At 68.0% G+C, this 19,585-nt stretch carries 19 protein-coding genes and 1 tRNA gene; 8 read left to right on the top strand and 12 right to left on the bottom strand.

Going from position 1 to position 19,585, the window contains the following annotated elements; all coding sequences use genetic code 11:
- Positions 1-67 precede the first annotated feature (67 nt).
- Both ON29_RS36025 and ON29_RS21950 read left to right on the top strand, forming a co-directional pair.
- Positions 68-406, top strand: coding sequence for a hypothetical protein (locus ON29_RS36025; RefSeq protein WP_157114251.1), 339 nt, complete (start codon positions 68-70; stop codon positions 404-406).
- A gap of 136 nt (positions 407-542) precedes the next feature.
- Positions 543-866, top strand: a complete 324-nt coding sequence (locus ON29_RS21950) for a WhiB family transcriptional regulator (RefSeq protein ID WP_157114250.1) — start codon at positions 543-545, stop codon at positions 864-866.
- Positions 867-1,211: 345 nt separating this feature from the next.
- On the opposite strand, the gene ON29_RS21945 is transcribed toward ON29_RS21950, so the two are convergent.
- From ON29_RS21945 to ON29_RS21935, 3 genes are all read right to left on the bottom strand, one after another.
- Positions 1,212-2,555, bottom strand: coding sequence for an ABC1 kinase family protein (locus tag ON29_RS21945; RefSeq protein ID WP_040868959.1), 1,344 nt, complete (start codon positions 2,553-2,555; stop codon positions 1,212-1,214).
- A gap of 48 nt (positions 2,556-2,603) precedes the next feature.
- A complete protein-coding gene (locus ON29_RS21940) occupies positions 2,604-3,479 on the bottom strand; it encodes a hypothetical protein (RefSeq protein WP_040868958.1) in 876 nt (291 codons plus the stop codon).
- Positions 3,480-3,564: 85 nt separating this feature from the next.
- Positions 3,565-4,977, bottom strand: a complete 1,413-nt coding sequence (locus tag ON29_RS21935) for a zinc-dependent metalloprotease (protein WP_040868956.1) — start codon at positions 4,975-4,977, stop codon at positions 3,565-3,567.
- A 127-nt stretch (positions 4,978-5,104) separates the two neighbouring features.
- Between ON29_RS21935 and ON29_RS21930 the strand changes: the two genes are divergently transcribed.
- Entirely contained in the window at positions 5,105-6,130 is a 1,026-nt protein-coding gene (locus tag ON29_RS21930; protein ID WP_217999266.1) for a YlbL family protein, read from the top strand.
- 262 nt (positions 6,131-6,392) lie between these two features.
- Here ON29_RS21930 and ON29_RS21925 read toward each other — a convergent pair whose 3' ends face one another.
- Positions 6,393-6,974: a PPA1309 family protein gene (locus ON29_RS21925; RefSeq protein ID WP_040868954.1), complete on the bottom strand. Its 582-nt coding sequence runs from the start codon at positions 6,972-6,974 to the stop codon at positions 6,393-6,395.
- A gap of 210 nt (positions 6,975-7,184) precedes the next feature.
- Between ON29_RS21925 and ON29_RS21920 the strand changes: the two genes are divergently transcribed.
- Positions 7,185-10,187 carry a UPF0182 family protein gene (locus ON29_RS21920; protein WP_040869089.1) on the top strand — a complete coding sequence of 1,001 codons (3,003 nt, stop codon included), beginning with the start codon at positions 7,185-7,187 and terminating at the stop codon, positions 10,185-10,187.
- 88 nt (positions 10,188-10,275) lie between these two features.
- On the opposite strand, the gene ON29_RS21915 is transcribed toward ON29_RS21920, so the two are convergent.
- Positions 10,276-10,821 (bottom strand): transglycosylase family protein, encoded by a 546-nt coding sequence (locus ON29_RS21915; protein WP_040868953.1) that lies wholly within the window; start codon positions 10,819-10,821, stop codon positions 10,276-10,278.
- Between the two features lie 526 nt (positions 10,822-11,347).
- Between ON29_RS21915 and ON29_RS21910 the strand changes: the two genes are divergently transcribed.
- Positions 11,348-11,421 (top strand) — tRNA-Met (locus ON29_RS21910).
- Between the two features lie 95 nt (positions 11,422-11,516).
- Here the strand turns inward: ON29_RS21910 and ON29_RS21905 are convergent.
- The 4 genes from ON29_RS21905 to ON29_RS37815 are packed head-to-tail and all read right to left on the bottom strand — an operon-like array spanning position 11,517 to position 13,271.
- Positions 11,517-11,846 (bottom strand): hypothetical protein, encoded by a 330-nt coding sequence (locus ON29_RS21905; RefSeq protein ID WP_040868951.1) that lies wholly within the window; start codon positions 11,844-11,846, stop codon positions 11,517-11,519.
- A complete protein-coding gene (gene scnC, locus ON29_RS21900; RefSeq protein ID WP_040868949.1) occupies positions 11,843-12,553 on the bottom strand; it encodes a thiocyanate hydrolase subunit gamma in 711 nt (236 codons plus the stop codon). The genes ON29_RS21905 and scnC overlap by 4 nt, the downstream gene beginning before the upstream one ends.
- Positions 12,550-12,849 carry an SH3-like domain-containing protein gene (locus ON29_RS37820; RefSeq protein WP_040868947.1) on the bottom strand — a complete coding sequence of 100 codons (300 nt, stop codon included), beginning with the start codon at positions 12,847-12,849 and terminating at the stop codon, positions 12,550-12,552. The genes scnC and ON29_RS37820 overlap by 4 nt, the downstream gene beginning before the upstream one ends.
- Positions 12,846-13,271, bottom strand: a complete 426-nt coding sequence (locus ON29_RS37815; RefSeq protein ID WP_040868945.1) for an SH3-like domain-containing protein — start codon at positions 13,269-13,271, stop codon at positions 12,846-12,848. Before ON29_RS37815 ends, ON29_RS37820 begins: the two co-directional genes overlap by 4 nt.
- 647 nt (positions 13,272-13,918) lie before the next feature.
- Between ON29_RS37815 and ON29_RS21885 the strand changes: the two genes are divergently transcribed.
- The gene (locus tag ON29_RS21885) at positions 13,919-14,725 is read left to right on the top strand and encodes a VOC family protein (protein WP_040868943.1); all 807 of its coding nucleotides are present in this window, start codon (positions 13,919-13,921) and stop codon (positions 14,723-14,725) included.
- A 103-nt stretch (positions 14,726-14,828) separates the two neighbouring features.
- Here the strand turns inward: ON29_RS21885 and ON29_RS21880 are convergent, their stop codons facing one another.
- Positions 14,829-15,485, bottom strand: a complete 657-nt coding sequence (locus ON29_RS21880) for a response regulator (protein WP_083863975.1) — start codon at positions 15,483-15,485, stop codon at positions 14,829-14,831.
- The gene (locus tag ON29_RS21875; RefSeq protein ID WP_245549062.1) at positions 15,482-16,639 is read right to left on the bottom strand and encodes a sensor histidine kinase; all 1,158 of its coding nucleotides are present in this window, start codon (positions 16,637-16,639) and stop codon (positions 15,482-15,484) included. Before ON29_RS21875 ends, ON29_RS21880 begins: the two co-directional genes overlap by 4 nt.
- A gap of 223 nt (positions 16,640-16,862) precedes the next feature.
- On the opposite strand from ON29_RS21875, the gene ON29_RS21870 reads away from it, so the two are divergent.
- On the top strand, positions 16,863-17,783 hold the full coding sequence (locus tag ON29_RS21870; protein ID WP_083863973.1) for a sterol desaturase family protein: 921 nt from the start codon (positions 16,863-16,865) through the stop codon (positions 17,781-17,783).
- A gap of 41 nt (positions 17,784-17,824) precedes the next feature.
- Here the strand turns inward: ON29_RS21870 and ON29_RS21865 are convergent, their stop codons facing one another.
- Entirely contained in the window at positions 17,825-18,631 is an 807-nt protein-coding gene (locus ON29_RS21865) for a nuclear transport factor 2 family protein (RefSeq protein WP_040868939.1), read from the bottom strand.
- A 115-nt stretch (positions 18,632-18,746) separates the two neighbouring features.
- Here ON29_RS21865 and ON29_RS21860 point away from each other — a divergent pair, with 115 nt between their 5' ends.
- Complete coding sequence (locus tag ON29_RS21860; protein WP_040868937.1) at positions 18,747-19,538, top strand: phosphatidylethanolamine N-methyltransferase family domain-containing protein; 792 nt, start codon at positions 18,747-18,749, stop codon at positions 19,536-19,538.
- Positions 19,539-19,585 lie beyond the last annotated feature (47 nt).

The following is a 19,585-nucleotide window of genomic DNA, read 5'->3' as shown; positions in this document are numbered from 1 at the left end:
ACGCACCGGGAGGGCATCTCGGCGCGCACAGTTAGCGACACAACGAGTACAGGAGGGAGGCAGAGCAGTGGACAACATCATGAACCTCGGCGCCAGTGGCGTTGCGGTCTATGCGCCCATGGCGGCCTCCCGGGGGATCCTCGCCTTGCAGGGGATCGGTGTGTCCGGAATCGGTGCGTTCGGCACGTCGTGCAAGCAAGTGAATTCCGTTGCGATGCATACGTCTATCCGTACCGAGATCCAGGGCAAGCCCAGCGCGGGCTGGCACCCGGCGGCTGCCGAGGCAGCAGTCGGTGTCTTCGCGGCTGAAGCCGGCTTCGAGCCGGCGGATCCGCGGGCAGCACGCCTCCGCACCGCACACCCAGCGATCGTGTTCAGGACTCGACACAGATGTCGACCTAGGTAGGGAAACTCCTCCCCGACCTCCTGGCCACGGATCGCACGACAGCGAAACCGTGGCCAGTATTCTCCGGCCCTTCAGCCGACCGGCACCGGTTTCGCCACAACAAACGAACCGCTGCAACGAGCTGAAGGAGAACGACGTGTTCACCGCACAGGGTTGGCCGCAGGCCACTACTGACGTGACATGCCGAACCGTGGCGTCGACTACCCGGACCAAGGAGATCACCAAGGTCCTGCCCTGCCGTGCTGGAGACCCGGACCTCTGGTTCGCCGAGAGCCCGGTCCAGTTGGAGCAGGCCAAGGCGCTGTGCGCGACCTGCCCGATCCGCAAGGGCTGCCTGAGCGCCGCCATGGATCGTCGTGAGCCGTGGGGTGTTTGGGGCGGCGAGATCTTCGACCAGGGTGTCGTGATCGCCCGCAAGCGTCCCCGCGGTCGTCCGCGCAAGGTCGCGGTCCCGGCATGAGCCGGGGAGTGATTTCCCTCCCTCCGGTCGATGTGCTCGATTCCGTCGGTCCCGACACGGACCGAGCCAACGAACGAGAAAGCAGATCAGCCGCCCACCGTCATCCGGTGGGCGGCTGTGTCTGTGTTTGATTTGCAGCGCCTGCGGCGCTGCGTGTTCGCGGCCCCGAACGGTGCTCGTAAGACTCGCACCTCGGCGGGTTGGCAGAGTGCGACGGTCGGGCATCTGTGGTTGGGCGGAATAGTGCTGGACTCGCACCTCGGCGGGTTGGCAGAGTGCGACGGTCGGGCATCTGTGGTTGGGCGGAATAGTGCTGGCGGCTCGACCGAGTCGGGTGGGTGGAACTCAGGAGGCCGTGCGCTCCTCGCTGAAGCCGGGCATCCAGGTTCGGACGAGTTCCATGAACGGCAGCTCGGCGTCGAGTTGCGCAAGGATGCCGACGGAACCGCCGAGCACGCGGAAGATCATCACGTATTCCGCCGGAAGTTGCAGTGCCCGCGCTGTTTTCATTTCCGGGCTGGCGAACTCCGACGCCTTGCCCGCCACCCGCTGCATCCACCTGCGGGTGAAGTGGAACGAGTCGGTCTGGATCGGGTCGGTGAACGGCCGCAGATAGTCGGCGATCTCCTGGTGGGTGACCACCCGGCCGGGGATCACCCAGCCGTGGTCGTACAGCAGTTCGGTGAGTTCGGCGAAGCGCTCCTCGACCGCGAGGGCCAGCATGCGGCCCAGCACCGCGGGGAAGCCGTCCGGCATCGGTGCGCACGCGCCGAAATCGATGACCGCGAGCTTGCCATCGGGCAGCATCATGAAATTGCCGGGGTGCGGGTCGGCGTGCAGGAGTCCGACGACCTCCGGGGAGGAGAAGTGGAACCGGCCCATCAGCCCCGCCACGCGATTGCGCAGCGCGCGGGTACCCGCCGGATCCTCGGCGCCCTGCTTGATGATCGTCGAAACGGCGACGCCGTCCAGCCACTCGGTGACGATCACCTTCGGCGCGCTGGCCACCACCTTGGGCACCACGATCTCGGCGTGCCCTTCGAAGCCTTTGGCGAAGGCACGCTGGTTGGCGGCCTCGTTGCGGTAGTCCAGCTCTTCCTCGGTGCGTTCGGTGATCTCGGCGAGGATCGGCTTGACGTCCGCACCGGGGATCACGGACGCGACCAGACCGGACATCCGGGACAGGGTTTTGAGATCCGCGCGCAGCGCCTCGTCGGCGCCGGGGTACTGCACCTTCACCGCCACGGTCCGTCCGTCCGACCACACCGCCCGGTGCACCTGCCCGATGCTGGCCGACGCGGCCGGGGTGTCGTCGAACTCACGGAAGCGAGTGCGCCACTGGGTGCCGAGCTGCTGGTCGAGCACCCGGTGAACGGTGGCGGCGGGCATCGGCGGCGCTGCGGCCTGCAGCTTGGTGAGCGCCTCCCGATAGTGCTCGCCGAACTCCTCCGGGACCGCGGCCTCCATCACGCTGAGCGCCTGCCCGAACTTCATCGCGCCGCCCTTCAGCTCGCCCAGCACCGTGAACAGCTGCTCGGCGGCGCGTTGGTTGAGCTGCGCGTTGATCTCGGACTTGTCGCCTCCGGCGAGCTTCTTGCCGAACCCCACGGCCGCCCGTCCGGCGATGCCGAGCGGAATCTTGGCCAACTTGGCGTTGCGGGACGAGCGACGGCGCACGATCTCAGACACGTACCCATCATGGCGGACGGAGCGGCCGATCTGCCACGGCAATCTTGATCACGTCGGGGCTCCGGCCGCGAGGCCTGCGGAAACGCGCGCACACGCGCATGCGGGATGGCGGTCCCACTTGCGCCGATCGAGGACATGTGAATCGAGATCCAGTTCCAGAGTCGCGTCCAGGGTGGCCGGCGTGCGCCGCGCCGAGCAGGCGATGATCGCCTCCAGCTCGCCGAGGGCGACCGCCGTCGTCGCCGCGATCCCGGCGGGGGAGGCGTGTCCGACGCGGCCGAGCAGCTGGGCCGCCAGGTGCGGCCAATCGGCGTCGTTCTGCGAGCGGATCAGGTCCGCGCAACGCAGGCAGCTGGTCGCGCCGGGCAGCACCAAAGGCCCTATGACGCCCTTGTTGTCCCGGATGCGCATTTGCAGATGGGGAATGCGGTGCAGTACCAATTCGCTCACCAGCCGCGGATCGGGCATCAGCGTGTCGGCGAGTACGACGAGGTCCGCTCCCCAGGACCGCACCGTCGCCGTGCCGGACGGATAGTCCCGGGACCGGCTCGGTTGCACGCCGAGCGCGCGCAGCCCGGCCGATACCGCGTCCGAGAGCGGACCGAGCCCGTGCACCCGCACCGCGCGCACCTGGCCGGCTCGGTCCTGCGGGTGGTCCAGCAGCCCGGCCTCGTCCACCAGCATGAGCAATGCCACAGCCCGTTCGGCGTCTATGCCGCATTCTCCGGCTCGCCAGATGATCTGCGGCTTGGTGCGCAGACCGTCGAGCAGGCGGAGGAAAGTGAGGACCGTCTCGGCGTCCATGCCTTCCGGGCCGAGCACCACCGCGGTTTCCGGATCGCACCCGAGTTGGACCACACCGGTCGGGCGGACCAGCACGGTCACCCTCGGGCGCAATCGAGGACCACGACATATCGCTGTCATGTCAACAGTATGCGGATCGCGGGGTGCGCGGCTCGCTCCGAAATCCTCAGTTATCCACAGGATCTCGCTTCGTCCACAAGGCGGCTCAGGCGGATTCGCCGCCCTGTTTGCCCAGGTCGGGCCCGGCGTCGTCATCCTTGTGCTCGCGCGCGGCCTGCTCGCGCGCCTCGGTTTCGGCCAGTTGCGCGAGCGGATCGTCGAACACGGCCGCGCCGCCGCCGATCACCGAGTCGATGAAGCCGGCGGGGGAGTCCAGATCGTCGGAGTCCGGCAGCAGGTCGGGGTGTGCCCAGACCTGGTCGCGCGCGGTCATGCCCGCATCGCTGGTAAGCCTGCGCCACAGCGCCGCTGCCTCGCGCAGCTTGCGCGGACGCAATTCCAGGCCGACCAGCGTCGCGAAGGTCTGCTCCGCGGGCCCGCCGGTGGCGCGCCGCCTGCGCAGCGTCTCGGCCAGCGCGCCCGCGCCGGGCAACCGGTCGCCGACGGCCTCGGCGACCACTACCTGCACCCAGCCCTCGATGAGCGCCAGCAGTGTTTCCAGCCGTTCCAGCGCCTGCTTCTGCTCGGGAGTGGTCTGCGGCTCGAAGGTGCCCTGCGCGAGGATCTCCTCGAGCTTCGCGGGATCGGCCAGCGACATCGGGTCGATGTCCTGCGCGGCCTGCTCCAGCGCGGAGAAGTCCATCCGGATGCCGCGCGCGTAGTCCTCGACCGCGCCGAGTACCTGCTGGCGCAGCCACGGCACATGGGCGAACAGTCGCTGGTGGGCGGCTTCCCGGGCGGCGAGGAACACCAGGATCTCGCTCTCCGGCTGCTCCAGCCCCGCACTGAACTCCGAGATCGCCGCGGGCAGCAGCGCCGCGGTGCCGGTGGGTCCCAGCGGGAGTCCGATGTCGGTGGAGGTCAACACCTCCTTGGCCAGCTGGCCGAGCGCCTGGCCGAGCTGTGAGCCGAAGGCCAAGCCGCCCATCTGGGCCAGCATGCCGACCATCGGCGCGGCGAACTGCTTGGCCTCCTCGGGCAGCGCCGAAGTCCACATTCCCGAGATCTGCTGAGCCACCGGGTCGCACAGGCGTTGCCAGGTGGGCAGGGTCTGCTCGATCCAGTCGTTGGCGGTCCACGCGACCGTCCTGGTGGCGCCCGCGGGCAGGGTGGTCGCGCTGTCGAGCCAGAGTTCGGCCAGATGCGCGGCATCGGCCACCGCGCTCGCGGCGCCCGCGGAGACGGGGGCGATGGTCGAGCCGAGCTGCTGGCGGGCCAGCCGCTTGGCGACGTCGTAATTCACCGGCCCGGCCTGCGCCGAGCCGGGTTGCCCCATGCCGCTGAGCATCTGGCCGAGCGAGGTCAGCATCTGCCCGAGTTGCGCCGGGTCGAATCCGCCCGCGCCGGACCCGCCGATACCGAAACCGAGCGGGTCGTTCGGACCGGGACCGCCCGGCTCGTCACCGCGCTTACGATCGTCGTCGTCGCGGTTCGAGAATCCGAAGGGGAGGTCGTTCATGCCCTTCACGTTACGCGCGTAGCACAGCGTCCCGATGTTCGCGCGGCGCGAAACCGGGGGCGGCGCGCCCGGGGAAAATGACCGCCTCCGGCGCCTCGCGTCGCCTGCTGTCATTACTGTGGTCCGGGTGAATCGTCGGATCCTCACCCTGGTGGCCGCTCTGATCCCGGTGCTCGTGCTCGGTGTCGTCGGCAGTGTGCTGACTGTGCCGTTCGTCGCACTCGGGCCCGGCCCCACCTTCGACACCCTCGGCGAGGTGGACGGCAAGGACGTCGTCGACGTGCGCGGCACCGAAGTCGATCCGACCACGGGCCATCTCAACATGACCACGGTGTCGGTGCGCGACGGGCTGAGCATCTTCGAGGCGTTCGGCTTCTGGGCCAGCGGCAAGCACGGCCTGGTGCCGCGTTCGGAGGTCTACCCGCCGGGCGTCTCGCGCGAGGAGATCGACAAGTCCAACCAGGAGGACTTCAAGGACTCCGAGGGCAACGCCGAGGTCGCCGCGCTGCATTACCTTCGGCTGCCCACGGTGGTGCTGCTGCGCAAGGTGACCGATGACGGGCCCGCCCACGATGTGCTGCGCGCGGGCGACGAGCTGATCAGCATCAACGGCACGCCCGTGACGGCGCCCAAGGACGTCGTCACCGCGGTCGCGTCCCAGGCGCCCGGCAGCACGCTGACCGTGGTGTACCGGCGCGACAGCGCCGAGCAGACCGCGACGATCGTCCTCGGCGCGCGCCCCGACGACCCGGCCAAGGGCTACCTCGGCGTGACGCCGGGGGAGGGCGCCCGCCCGCCGGTGCAGGTCGCCTTCAATCTCGCCGACATCGGCGGGCCCTCCGCGGGACTGATGTTCAGCCTGGCCCTGATCGACAAGCTCTCCCCCGGCGAGCTGGACGGCGGCAAGTTCGTGGCGGGGACCGGGACCATCGACCAGGACGGCAAGGTCGGTCCGATCGGCGGCATCCAGTACAAGATGATGGCCGCGCGCGAGGCGGGCGCGGAGACCTTCCTGGTCCCGGCCGCCAACTGCAACGAGGCCAAGCAGCGGACCCCGGACGGCCTGCGGCTGGTGCGCGTCGAGAACCTCACCGGCGCGGTGCAGTCGCTGAACGAGATCAACACCGGCAAGGAACCGGTCAGCTGCGGCTGAGGTCGCGACGCGAGGCAGGTGACCCCGGCCGGAAGCCACGCGACCCGCTCTGGGTGTTCACCGCGAGCGCGTAGCAGGGCACGTGGGCGGCTTCCCGTGCGGCAAGGAGCAGCAGGCTATCGCTCTCCGGCTGCACCGGGCCCGCATCCGAGATTGCGGCGGGCAGCAGCGCCGCTTGTGGCGGTGGTCCCAGCGGGCGTTCGATGTCCGTGGAGTCAGCGCGCCTTGTCGGCGAGCCGGTCGAGCGCCTGACCGGGTTTGTTCACTCGAACGTATGGTGCAGGGCCTCGACCAGGTTGGGTGCCAGGTTGGGATAGGTGCGCAGGTCGAGGTCGCCGAAGTCGTCGGCGTCGTCCTCGGGGCGCAGCTGCAGCAGGCACAGCGACGCGCCGTCGCGCAGCACCGCGGCGAACAACCGGGCCTCCCTGCGCTCCGGGTGCGCCTCGGCGGCGGCGCGCGCGGCCGCGTCGGCGGCGTCGTGATCGGCCAGCAGCGGCGCGAGCGCGTCGTCGAGCGTCGACTCGGCGTCCGGCGGGAGCACCACGATCTCCTGCACCAGCACGCAACCGCGGACGGCGGGAGGCCAGCTGGTGGTGGCCAGGAACTCGTCCAAGGCGATCGAGCCGCCGGTGATGTCGTCCGGGAAAGCCTCCTGGGCGACCGGCGTCAGCTCGTCGCCCTCGTCGAGTTGCTCCTCCAGTTCGGGCTGCGCCGCGACCAGGTCCGCGGTCGGCACCAAGGCGAACATCTGCGGGGGATTGCCCCACCCCTCGGCGTCGACGAATTCCGCCACCTCCCGGACGGATCGGGCAAGGACGAGTTCGGCGTGCAGGTCTGGGGTCACGCGACCATCCAACCAAACCGCCGACGGGGGCAGCCGGAAGCCCGCATGTTGGTTTCTCCGGCGCGGCAAGCGCAACCCTGCCAGCTGCATGGTGTCCGATTTCCGTAGAGTGGGCCGGGACGGTCCGGAAGGACCACCCGCAACATCGGACTGCGGCGCATCGGCCGGGCCTCTCGGTGCGAGCGTCGCCGGACCTTGGAGAGTGGCATCGTGGGCATGCGGCCCCCCACCGGCTTACCTTCGCTGTCCCGACGCAGCCGTGTGCTGCTGGTGGCAGCCATCGTCCTGGCGGCATTGCTGCTGCTCGGGCCGCGGCTGACGGACACCTACACGAATTGGCTGTGGTTCGGCGAGGTCGGTTTCCGCAACGTGTATCTCACGGTGTTGCGAACCCGGGTCCTGCTATTCCTCGTCGTGGCGGCGTTCGTCGGACTGGTGGTCTGGCTGGCGCTGCTGCTGGCCTACCGATCCAGGCCGGTGTTCGTGCCGGTGGCGGGCCCGAACGATCCGATCGCGCGCTACCGCACCACCGTGATGAGCAGGCTGCGGCTGTTCGGCGTCGGCATCCCGGTGCTGCTCGGCCTGCTGTCGGGCCTGGTGGCGCAGTCGAACTGGGTGACGGTGCAGTTGTTCCTGCACGGCGGTTCGTTCGGCGAGAAGGACCCGGAGTTCGGCCTCGACGTCGGCTTCTACGCCTTCGACCTGCCCTTCTACCGCATGGTGCTGAACTGGCTTTTCGTCGCGGTGGTCATCGCGTTCTTCGCCAGCCTGGTCACCCACTACGTCTTCGGCGGATTGCGTCTGACCGGTCGCGAGGGCACGCTCACCCGCGCCGCGCGAGTCCAGCTCGCGCTGCTGGCCGGAACCTTCGTGCTGCTCAAGGCGATCGCGTACTGGTTCGACCGGTACGAACTGCTCTCCAGCAGCCGCAAGGAGCCCACCTTCACCGGCGGTTCGTTCACCGACATCAACGCGGTTCTGCCCGCGAAGCTCATCCTGCTGTCCATCGCGGTGATCTGCGCGCTGGCCTTCTTCGCCGGCATCGTGCTGCGCGATCTGCGGGTGCCCGCGATGGCCGCCGCGCTGCTGGTGCTGTCCTCGATCCTGGTCGGCGCGGTGTGGCCGCTGGTGGTCGAGCAGTTCTCCGTGCGACCCAACGCCGCGGACAAGGAGAGCGAGTACATCGAACGCAACATCGCCGCGACCAGGCAGGCGTTCGGCATCACCGATGACAGGATCGATTACAAGGACTACAAGGGCGAGAGCAACAAGAACCCGCTCGACGTGCCGGTGGACGCCGCCACCATCGGCAACGCCAGGTTGCTCGATCCGAACATCCTCTCGCCCACGTTCACTCAGCTGCGCCAGCTGAAGAACTTCTACGGTTTCCCGGAGTCGCTGGACATCGACCGCTACAACCTCGACGGCGACGTGCAGGACTACATCGTCGCCGCCAGGGAGCTCTCGCCCGCGGCGCTGAGCGGCAACCAGACCGACTGGATCAACCGGCACACCGTCTACACGCACGGCAACGGCTTCGTCGCCGCCCCCGCCAACCGGGTGAACAAGCCGCCGTCGGACGATCCCAACGCCGCCGGGGGCAGCGGCGACGGCGGTTACCCGATCTTCATGGTGAGCGACCTGTTCACGCCCGCCGACAAGCAGCGGATCAGGGTGGACCAGCCGCGGGTGTATTTCGGCGAGCTGATCTCGCAGGCGAACCCGGACTACGCGATCGTCGGCGCGATGGACGGCCAGCGTCCGCGCGAGTACGACTCCGACACCGCGCAATTCACCTACACCGGCAAGGGCGGCGTGCCGATCGGCAACTGGTTCAACCGGTTGGCCTTCGCGGCCAAGTACGCCGAGCGCAACATCCTGTTCTCCTCGGCCATCGGTGACGACTCGAAGATCATCTTCAACCGCAGTCCGCGCGAGCGGGTGCAGAAGGTCGCGCCCTGGCTGACCACCGACGGGAACGCCTACCCCGCGGTGGTGGACGGACGGATCGTCTGGATCGTGGACGCCTACACCACGCTGGACAACTACCCGTACGCGCAGAACACCCAGCTGGAAGGCGCGGTCGAGGACAGCATCGACAAGAAGACCGGGCGCATGCTGCCGCGCAAGTCGGTCAGCTACATCCGCAACTCGGTGAAGGCCACGGTCGACGCGTACGACGGCAGCGTCACCCTGTACGAGGTGGACTCGTCGGATCCGGTGCTGCAGGCCTGGCGCGGGGTGTTCCCCGGCGCGGTGAAGCCGGAGAGCGAGATCTCGCCGGAACTGCGGGCGCACTTCCGCTATCCGGAGGATCTGTTCAAGGTCCAGCGCGAAATGCTGTCGAAGTACCACGTGGACGATCCCCGGGAGTTCTTCACCAACAACGCCTTCTGGTCGGTACCCGCCGATCCGACCACCGAGGGCGGGACCACCGCCAATCAGCCGCCGTATTACGTGCTGCTGGGCGACTCGAAGACGAACAAGCCCACGTTCAATTTGACCAGCGCGATGACCGGCTACAACCGCCCGTACCTCGCGGCGTATATCTCGGTGCGCTCCGATCCGGACGGCTACGGGAAATTCACGATTCTTCGATTGCCCACGGATACACAGACATTGGGTCCGCAGCAGACGCAGAACCGGATGACGACCTCGCCGGACGTATCGCGCGAGAAAACGCTGCTGTCGAATTCGAACAAGATCAAATATGGCAATCTGCTGACCTTGCCGGTCGCGGACGGCGGCATTCTCTATGTGGAGCCGTTCTACAACGAACGCAACACCGGGCCGAACACGGCGACCTTCCCGCAGCTGCTGCGCGTGCTGGTGAGCTATCGGGACGAGGCGGGCAACGTCAAGGTGGGCTACGCCTCGACATTGGCGGACGCGCTGAACCAGGTCATCCCCGGTGCGGGCGCGTTGGCGACGCCGTTCGGCGGTGACTCGGGCACCAGGCCCAAGCCGGGCACCGTTCCGCCGCCCGCCGATCAGGGCAACAACGGGACCGGCACCGCCGCGACGCCGCCGCCCGCATCGGTCTCGCCGCCCGCGCCCGGATCGTCCCCCGCAAAGGACGCCGCGGCCGCCGAGCTCAACCGGAAGATCGAGAATGTGCGAAATGCCATGCGCAGCGGGAACTTCCAAGAGTTCGGCCGGGCACTGGACGAGCTGGAAGCCGCCGTCAAGGCGTACCAGGACGCCGGTCGCTGAATAGCGACGCCGTCCGAACAGCCCTGAACACCGAAGACGCCGCCATCGTTCACGATGGCGGCGTCTTCGCGTTCGTGACGCGGGAGGGTCAGCGACCGAGAGCGTCGATCAGCGTGCTGTTCTGGCTGAGGATCTGCTGGAACTGGTCCTTCACGCCGTACTGCTCGGCGAGCTCGTCCGCGGCGGACCGGACCTGCTCGGCCGCCGACTGCGCGGCGCCGACGGCAGGCTGGGCGGGCTCGGGCACGGCGGGCAGTTCCTCGGCCTCGACGAGGGGCTCGGGCTCGGAGGTGCCCTGGCGCAGGTACTGGCCGCACACCGGCCACGCGCCGGCGCCCTGGGTGGCGAGCACGTTCTCCGCCACCCGGATCTGCTCTTCCTTGCTCGCGTTGTGCGCCGAGCCCCTGCCGCCGTTGGCGGCCCAGGTGCTCTGCGAGAACTGCAGGCCGCCGTAGTAGCCGTTTCCGGTGTTGATCCCCCAGTTGCCACCGCTCTCGCACTGTGCGACGCCGTCCCAGTTGTGGGACGCCGCGGAGGCGGAAGCGGTGGAGAATGCGAACGGGACGGCAACAAGTGCGCCGGTGATGGCGGCGAAGCCGAGGGCGCGGGTGCTGATCTTCCGGTTCTCAGTCATGGTCGTTTCCCTCCCTGCGCCCGCCGGCACGGCGATGGAACTCTGCCGCGTCCCTGTCCCCAGGTCGTCGGGGATCCTCGAACCGCGGGACAGGGTTGCCGGTGTTCGGCGGTTCGAGTTCGAGCCCGTCTCGGATGATCCGGGCCGTGGATTGACGGTAACGAAGAAATCTCAGCAGATCACATCTGGATAACGCCGGAATTGCATGAAGCGAATAACAGAAATATCCCCGTTTTTCCAGGTGGGAAACGGCATCAACACGCCAGAGCAGTGGTAAGTTATCGCATCGTTATGTGAGTGAGATCACGTCGAAATAGTGAAGTACGTCACGTTTGAAGTGGTCAACGTGTGGCAAATCTTGCGGGCGCGGTGTGGAATGTGCTTCTCGCCGAGTTCGCATCGCGCGTTTCGGGGTTGCTATAGGGTCCCGTCGACGGTTCCGATGGTCCGTCTATCGGGTCGAAACCGCTGCTGAGCTGGTGATTTGCAGTCTGCGTGAACCCGTGTGTAATGTTGTGTTCACCGACGCGGGGTGGAGCAGCTCGGTAGCTCGCTGGGCTCATAACCCAGAGGTCGCAGGTTCAAATCCTGTCCCCGCTACTAGCGAAAGGCCCGGAACCATGAGGTTCCGGGCCTTTTCGTTTGCGATGCTTCGGTTCGGCCGTCTCCGGGGCTCTCCGCCGGTTCTGGTTGGCCTACTGCCGGTGGAACCGCTCCCGGACCGCTTCCATGCGGGCGTGCAGTTCCTCCGGGCTGATCACGCCCAGGTCCATCAGCGCGTGCGCGGTGACCACCGCAGATCGGGTGCGTACCGGGAAGTCCCGGTAGATGGTCTCGCCGAGCTCGTCCTCGGCATGGCGGCGCTCCAGGTTGTCCAGGGCGCCGCGCCAGGAGAGGCATTCGCACGTGGCTTGCATGCTGGACTCCCACGGGTCCGGCTTGCGATCGAGTTCGGGCAGGGTGCTCTCCCGGCGCGACGCGGGACCCAAGGTTTTCAGCAGCACTTCGTACGGACCGCTCGTCACCGGCGTCCCTCCTGCCCCGCCGCGGTCTCGACTCGGTTCGGCGGCTGCTGCGCGGTCCAGTCGACCTGGGGCAGCGCCACTCCGATCATGGTGTCCCGGGTGACGATGGCGGCCAGCTGCTCCTCGGTCCAGCCCTCGGTGCCCTCTGGGCGCATCGGCAGCACCATGAACCGGGATTTCTGGTTCGAATCGTGCACCCGGATCTCGACGTCGGGCGGGAAGTGCAAGCCGAACTCGGCGAGCACCTCGCGGGGCCAGCGCACCAGGCGGCGGCGGTAATTGGGTGTGCGATACCAGTCGGGGGACATTCCGAGAACCGGTCGCGGATAGCACGAACACAGCGTGCACACGATGACGTTGTGCACCTGCGGGGTGTTCTCCAGCACGTAGAAGTAGGTGTAGTCGCTCGGCGTCCCGGAGCCGGTGGGATCGTGCCAGTCGATGCCGACCTCTTTGCACGTCTCGGTCCCGTCGGCGAGCAGGCGCGCCTTGAAGTCGGGATCGGTCCACGCCTTGGCGACCAGTCTCGATCCGCCGTGCGGACCGACCGATTCGGCCCACTCGGCGAACCTGCGGTGGTCTTCGTGGGAGAAGAGCCCCTTCTCGATGGCCAGTTCGCGGACCGCCGTCTCGAGCACTTCGAATTCGCTGATCTCGTCGCTCGTCCGGATCGGCGCGTGCGCGTCGTGATCGTGGGTCCGGCTCACTGGGCGTCCTCCTCTGCGGGCTCGAGCCAGCGCTCGGAGACCTCCGTCTCCAAGGTGTCGGCGTCGAAGCCGGTGTATTTGGGCCACAAATCCTTCTGATGGAATCGCACGACGTAGAACGGCTCGACGCGACCGTCCTCGCGTCCCCACGCCTCGTCCTCGGGGATGATCCACTCCGGCCGGTGCTCGACGACGACGCCGGTGTGCCCGCGCGTGTAGGCCTGGGTACGGGTGTGGAACATCGACGTAGCGTTGCGCACCCGGACGCGATCGCCGATCCGATACTTCCTGCTCATGGCCGCGCCTCCCTGCGGGCGCGCACTTCGTCCAACTTGGCCGAGAGTTCGTCGGGGGTGATCAGTCCTTTGGCGACCAGGGTCTTCGCCGCGACGGTCGCCCAGCGCGCGTAGTAGGGGAGACCGAAATACAGCGTCGCGCCGAGATCGTTCTCCGCTCGCCTGCGTTCCTCGGAGTTCCACACCCCGCGCCACCCGAGGCATTCGCACGTGACGTAGGTGCTCATCTCCCAGGGCTCTTCCTCCTTCTCCCGGTACTCGACCGGGATGTCCGGTTGGCCGCCCACGTCGTGCAGAACGTGCCGAAGTGCGGCGAACAACTCGTTGGAGATCTCGTAGGGCGAGTCCAGCGGCTCGCGGAAGACCGGTGCGAGGTCCGCGACGCGATGCTGCAACTCGTCGAATCGGTTCGGTGCGCTCATGATGACTCCGTAGCGACGGATCCGGTGTCCCCGGCGGGGCGGTTGCGGTGGATGTGCGCGCGCACGCCCGCACTCGTCGAGACGGGACCGAGGACGAGCGCCATGGGGACTCCAACGGGACGGTCTGCCCGGCCATCGGGCAGACGGGAACAGTCGGGCGACGGGGCTGTGACCCCAGTCACAATGGCATGGTTCGGATGCCAAGAGTACACGTCAAGATCGATTTGCTGAAGGATGTCTGGGGTGCGCGGCGCGGCCCGCGCACCGGCTCGGAGAATCGGCGGTTCGGCCTCTTGACTAGCGGAAAATGTGGAGGAGACTGGTCATTACACCGGAGCACCGGTAGGTGAGCGCACTGTCAGCCGAGACGTCGACAGGCAGTGAAGACACCGACCCAGGATCCGGCTAGGCCCCCGGCAAGCCAGTCGAAACACCGGAGTCGTCAGCGACGACCGACGCTCACGGTTTCGATAAGACTACCGGGGACTGATCTGTGTAAGGGGTCTTTCCCCTGAGTCCACAACGCTCGTGAACCCGATCGAGCGGTCGGCCGAATCGGCTCACTTCCACGGAGTGCTGGTGGTTGACTAGCCGTGTGCCGGCTGTCTCGGCCGCACATCGGCAACCCGTGTCAGGAGGCACTCGCAATGCCCACTCATGACGGAAGCTGGCCGCAGGGAACGCCGTGCTGGGTCGACTGCCAGGTCGACGATCCGGCGCGCGCCCGCGAATTCTACGGCGCCCTCTTCGGCTGGGAGATCCAGGACAGCCCGCCGGAGGCGGGTGGATATCTGATGGCGATGCGCAACGGCCGCGCGGCCGCGGGCATCGGACCCAAGCCGGAAGGCATGCCGATGCCGTCGGTGTGGACCACCTATATCGCCGCCGACAGCGCCGACGCGATCGGGGAGAAGGTCGGCGCGGCGGGCGGTGCCCTGATGATGAAACCGTTCGACGTGCTCGATGTCGGCCGCATGTTCGTCGGAGCCGACCCCACCGGCGCGGTGTTCGGGGTCTGGGAGGCCAAGGCCCATGCGGGCGCGGGCATCTACAACGAGCACGGCGCCTACTGCTGGAATGAACTGCACACCAGCGACTACAAGCGGGCGCAGGAGTTCTACGCCGACGTGTTCGGCTGGCACTACACCGAGATCGGTGACGGCGAGCACTTCGTCTACTCCACCATCAGCCTGACGCCAGACGGCGACGCCGTCGGCGGTGTCAACGACTCGACGAAGATGCCGGGCGACAACCCGTCGTATTGGCTGACCTGGTTCCAGGTCGACAACACCGACCAGGCGCTGTCCCAGGCGGGCGATCTCGGCGCCACCGTGATGTCCGGACCCGACGACAGCCCCTTCGGGCGTATGGGCATCGTCCAGGGCCCGCAGGGCGAGGTCTTCGGCATCATCGATCCCACGACCACCGTCGGCGAAGCGCCGAGCGGCACCTGAGCCGTGTCGGCGGAGCGGCGAGGTGGGCGCCGCTCCGCCGTAGTGGGCCGGCGTCGAGGAGTTGTCGGGTTGTCCCGCGTCTCAGAGGCCCGGGCGAGCGCGCCTATTCCGGCGTGACCAGCCCGTGCTGATGGGCGTAGACGACGGCGTGGATGCGATCGCGCACACCGAGTTTGGCGAGGATGCGGGAGACGTGGGTCTTCACCGTCTCCTCGCCGACGCCCAGTTGCGCGGCTATCTCGGCATTGCTGCGCGCGTCGGCCAGCAGGAGCAGTACCTCGAGTTCACGAGCGGTGAGCTGGTGGACTTCCTGTGGGGTGCGCGGCGGTGCGAGCGTGCTCGCGAAGCGGGACACCAGGCGGCGGGTCATCGAGGGATCGATCAGCGCGTCGCCGCGTGCCGCGATCCGGATGGCCGTGACCAACTCCTCGGGCGGCAGGCTTTTCAGCAGGAACCCGCTCGCACCCGCCTGCAAGGCGCGATACAGGTTGGCGTCGCTGTCGTAGGTGGTGAGCACCAAGACGTGCGTTCCGCCCGCGGCGACGATCGCACCGGTGGCGGCCAGCCCGTCCAGTTTCGGCATCCGGACATCGAGGATCGCGACATCCGGTCGCAGCCGGGCGGTCTCGGTGATGGCGGCGCGGCCGTCGCTCACTTCGGCGACGCAATCGAGGTCCGCCTGGCTGTCGACGACGGCGCGCAGGCCGGAGCGGAACATGCTGTGGTCGTCGGCGATCAGGACGCGGATGGGTGGGTTCACGATCCTCCGATCGGCACGGACACCGTGGTCTGCCACTGCGCGGCGTCGCTGCCGTAGTCCAGTTCGCCGCCGAACAGCTCGGCGCGGCGGCGGATCCCGTTGAGGCCGCGCGGGACCGAGGTGTCGGCGGCGGCCGGTTCGCGGGCGAGGGGATTGGTCGCCCGCAGCACCACCCGCTTCGGCAGGTACTCCACGTCCAGTCGCGCGTGCGTGCCGTCCCCGTGCCGCAGCGCGTTGGTCAGCATCTCCTGCACGATGCGGTACAAGGTGATGTTCAGCGAGTCGGGCAGTTCGACCGCGTCCCCGCGCACGGTCGTCTCGACCTCGAGCCCGGCCGCGCGGACGTGCTCGATCAGCTCGTCGATGTCGGCGAGTCCCGGCTGGCGCTGTCCGTCGTCGTCGCGTCCGTGCAACAGATCGAGCTGGCGGCGCAGATCGACCATCGCGGCCCGGCTGCTGGATTCCACCGCGGACAGCGATCGGGCGGCGGCAGGGGGCGCCGTGCCGCCCAGCGCCAGCCTGGCGGCGCCGGCGTGGATGCCGATCGCGCTGACGTGGTGCGAGATCACGTCGTGCAGGTCGCGGGCGATGGCCGCCCGCTCTTCGGTGACCGCTCGCTCCAGAGCCGCCCGGTGCTCCTGCTGTCGCAACCGGGCCCGCTGTTCGAGGTCGGCGATGTAGGCGCCGCGCGCGGCTGTGTAACGGCCGACCAGCCAGGGCACGCATCCCGCGGCCACCGTGGAGGCGAGCAGCAGCCGCCAGTCCTGGGCGGCATTGCTGCCGGTGAGCACGTGGGCCGTGGCCACGCCGCCGCACAGCAGCAGCATGGTCAGCACGGATTTCGGCCCGGCGAGCCATGCCCCCGCGCGATATCCGGCCACCAGGAAACCCACGTCGGCGAACCGCACCGGGAACCCGTGGCGGTGCAGCAACAGTGCGGCCAGCAATCGCACGAGCACCTGCGCCACCGCCACCACCCCGGCGGTCCGGGGCGGCGCGGCCAAGGCCAGATCGGCGGCGACGATCGCGGTGATCGCGGCGGCCGTCTGCCACGGTGCCACGGCGAATACGCCGCACAGCCCCAGCACCACCGCGTCGATCAGGGCCGCCGCGACGGCGACCACCACCGATTGCCGGGCCAGCGACCTGCTCACATCCAACAGTTCGCCACCGCCTCCGTCCGGTTCAGCGTCGAGTCACGCGGCGATCCTAGCGAGCGCGCCCGGCCGCGCCGGGGACGCCGACCACTCACTGTGCCCGCCGGCCGAGCCGCCCGCGTCCCCCGCGCGGGGGACGCGCGATCCCTCGTCGGCGCGATGTTCTCGCGGCCGCGCAGCCGTAGCGTCGAAGCCGACGGTGGACGATGAAGGAGAACTCATGGGCCGTGTGGAGTTGTTGAGCTATGCCATTCCCGCGTTCGCGGTGCTCATGCTGGTGGAATGGATCGCCTACCGGCGAGATCCCGACCGATCCGGCAACAGCGGGTCGGCCCGCGACACCGCGTCCAACATCGCGACGTTCACCCTGGGCCGGCTGGTGAAACCGCTGATGCAGTATCTGTTGCCGTTCTCGGCGGTGGTCGGCGCCGCCGCGATCACCCCGCTGCACCTTTCGCCGCGCTCGTGGTGGGTCTGGGTACTCGGCCTGATCGTCACGGATCTCTGCTACTACTGGGCGCATCGCGCCGACCATCGGGTGCGGCTGATGTGGACCGCGCACAACGTGCACCACTCGAGCGAGTACTTCAACCTCTCCACCGCGATCCGCCTCTCCTGGCTGCATCCGGTCCCGAACATCCTGCGCGGGCTGGCGTGGGTGCCCGCTGCGCTGCTGGGGTTCCCGGCCTGGATGATCTTCTTGTTGCAGGGCATCGGGCTGCTGTACCAGTTCCCGATCCACACCCAGCGCGTCCGGACGCTGCCACGCCCGATCGAGTTCCTGTTCAACACGCCGTCGCACCATCGGGTCCATCACGGTTCGAACAAGCCCTACATCGACAAGAACTACGGCGGCATCCTCATCATCTGGGATCGCATGTTCGGCAGCTTCGCCGCCGAATCGGAACCGGTCCGATACGGCCTCACCAAGAACATCGGTACCGACAACCCGCTGAAGGTCAACTATCACGAATTGGCCGCGCTGATCCGCGACGTGCGCGCAGCGAGCACCTGGCGCGGGCGGCTCGGATACGTTTTCGGTCCGCCCGGCTGGACCGAGCATGCGGCACCGGTGTCCGAGGTGGTCGAAGTTCCGGCAACCGGCCGCACGGTGGAACGCATGGGACAGCTCACGTCCTGAACGCGGTGCGGTAGCCGGGTGCGGCGGCGGATGATCCGGTGTCAGTCACCGTCGAGATATAACGTCACACTCGCGATGCTGTCGCTGCCGATCGCGAACTCCACGACAGCCACTCCGGCTACCGCGCCGAGCCGCACACTCGCCGTGACGGTGCGGCCCGCGGCGATCACCTTGCTCCAGCGCATGTTGCGCACCCGATTCGTGAATTCCTCCACCGATACCGGCGTGCCCGCGGGCAGCTCGAGAGCGGCCCGATCGCCGAGCAACTCGCGCACGCGGCTCAGGTCGGTGCTCGCCGCGGCGGCGAAAAGCCCTGTCGTGGCGCGCTTTCCGCGGCGACCCACGCCGCCGAGCGCCTGTAGCATGCCCAGCGCCCCGCCGACGCCCTGGTTGACGATCAGCTGCGGCCCGAGCTTCAGCGCGGCGGCGAATCCGGGCAGCCCGGTGCGCAGCAGTTGCCAGATCATGCCCGCCAGCTCCCAATGCGCGGCCAGGTAGACGATCCGCCACGCGCCGTCCCGCTCGACCAGCCGGTAGCGCAGATGCATGGGGACGGAGACGGTGGCGCCGGTGGACATCGTGGTGACGATGGTCAGATCGCGCACCACCATCGGCGGATGGACCAGGTCGCGGTCGACCCGGAATGCGATGGTGTTCGGCCCGATGAAGGTGTCGTAGAACCGTTCGATGGCGGCGCGGCCGACGTGCGGGCGGGATCCCACCGGGTCGTTGACCTCCGCGCCGGGGGCGAACAGGCCGACCCACGCGGACCTGTCGTGCGCGCCGACCGCGCGCGGCGACGCCTCGACGGCCGCGAGCAGCGCCGCGGCCGAGGGATCCAGCGGCATGGGCAGTACCTCCGTTGACAACGAGCCGGGACTGGATAAATGGTAGAACAAGTTCTAGTTTCGGCGTCGCGTTCCGGTCTTCGCGCCGGTCGCCTCCGCAGGGTAAGGGAATTCGATGGACTGGTATACCGGGAACACCGCCTACGACACCGTACTGACGATCGGCTTCGTGTTCGCGGCGTTCGTCGTCGTCGGCGGCTTCTTCGCGCAGAGTCCCTACGGGCGGTTCGCCTCGACCGCGATCGGTTTCGATCTCGATCCCAAGCTGGGCTGGTGGTTGATGGAGATTCCGGCGACGGTGATCTTTGCGATCTGCTACCTCGCGGGCCCGAACCGCTTCGAACCCACCTCCTTGGCGCTCGCCGCGATCTGGGTGTTGCATTACGGCAACCGCGGCTGGTTTTTCCCGCTGTCGATCCGGCAGATGCCCGGTAAGCGGAGCAGCTTCAACATCTCGGTGCTCGCCGCGGGCATGTTCGTCACGGCGCTGCACGGCTATCTAAACGGCACCTTGTTCGGTCACGATTATCTAGATCAATACGGACCGGAGTGGTTGGCCGATCCGCGGTTCCTGCTCGGGCTCGTCGTCTATCTGGGCGGGTTCGTGTTGCTGGTGCGCTCGGAATCGATCGTGCGCAACCTGCGGGACAAGGACGATCCGGGCGCCGCCGAATACCGGATTCCGCACGGCGCGGGGTTCCGATTCGTCAGCAGCCCGGCCTACCTGGGTGAGTTGATCGCCTGGGCGGGCTTCGCGCTGGCGACGTGGTCGTTGGCCGGCGTGGTGATCTTCCTGATCACGGCGGGCAATCTGATACCCCGTGCCTTCGCCACGCACAAGTGGTACCGGGAGAAGTTCGCCGACTATCCGGCGGACCGGAAAGCGTTGATCCCCTTCGTCATCTGACCTGCGGCCCTGCTGGTCGAGGGGTTTCGAGCCAGCAAATTGCATCG

Origin of the sequence: Nocardia exalbida NBRC 100660, assembly GCF_000308575.1 — a bacterium.
In the GTDB taxonomy this organism is placed as follows: Bacteria; Actinomycetota; Actinomycetes; order Mycobacteriales; family Mycobacteriaceae; genus Nocardia; species Nocardia exalbida.
Note: the sequence above shows the minus strand (reverse complement) of the source record. Positions and strands in the feature narration are given on the sequence as shown.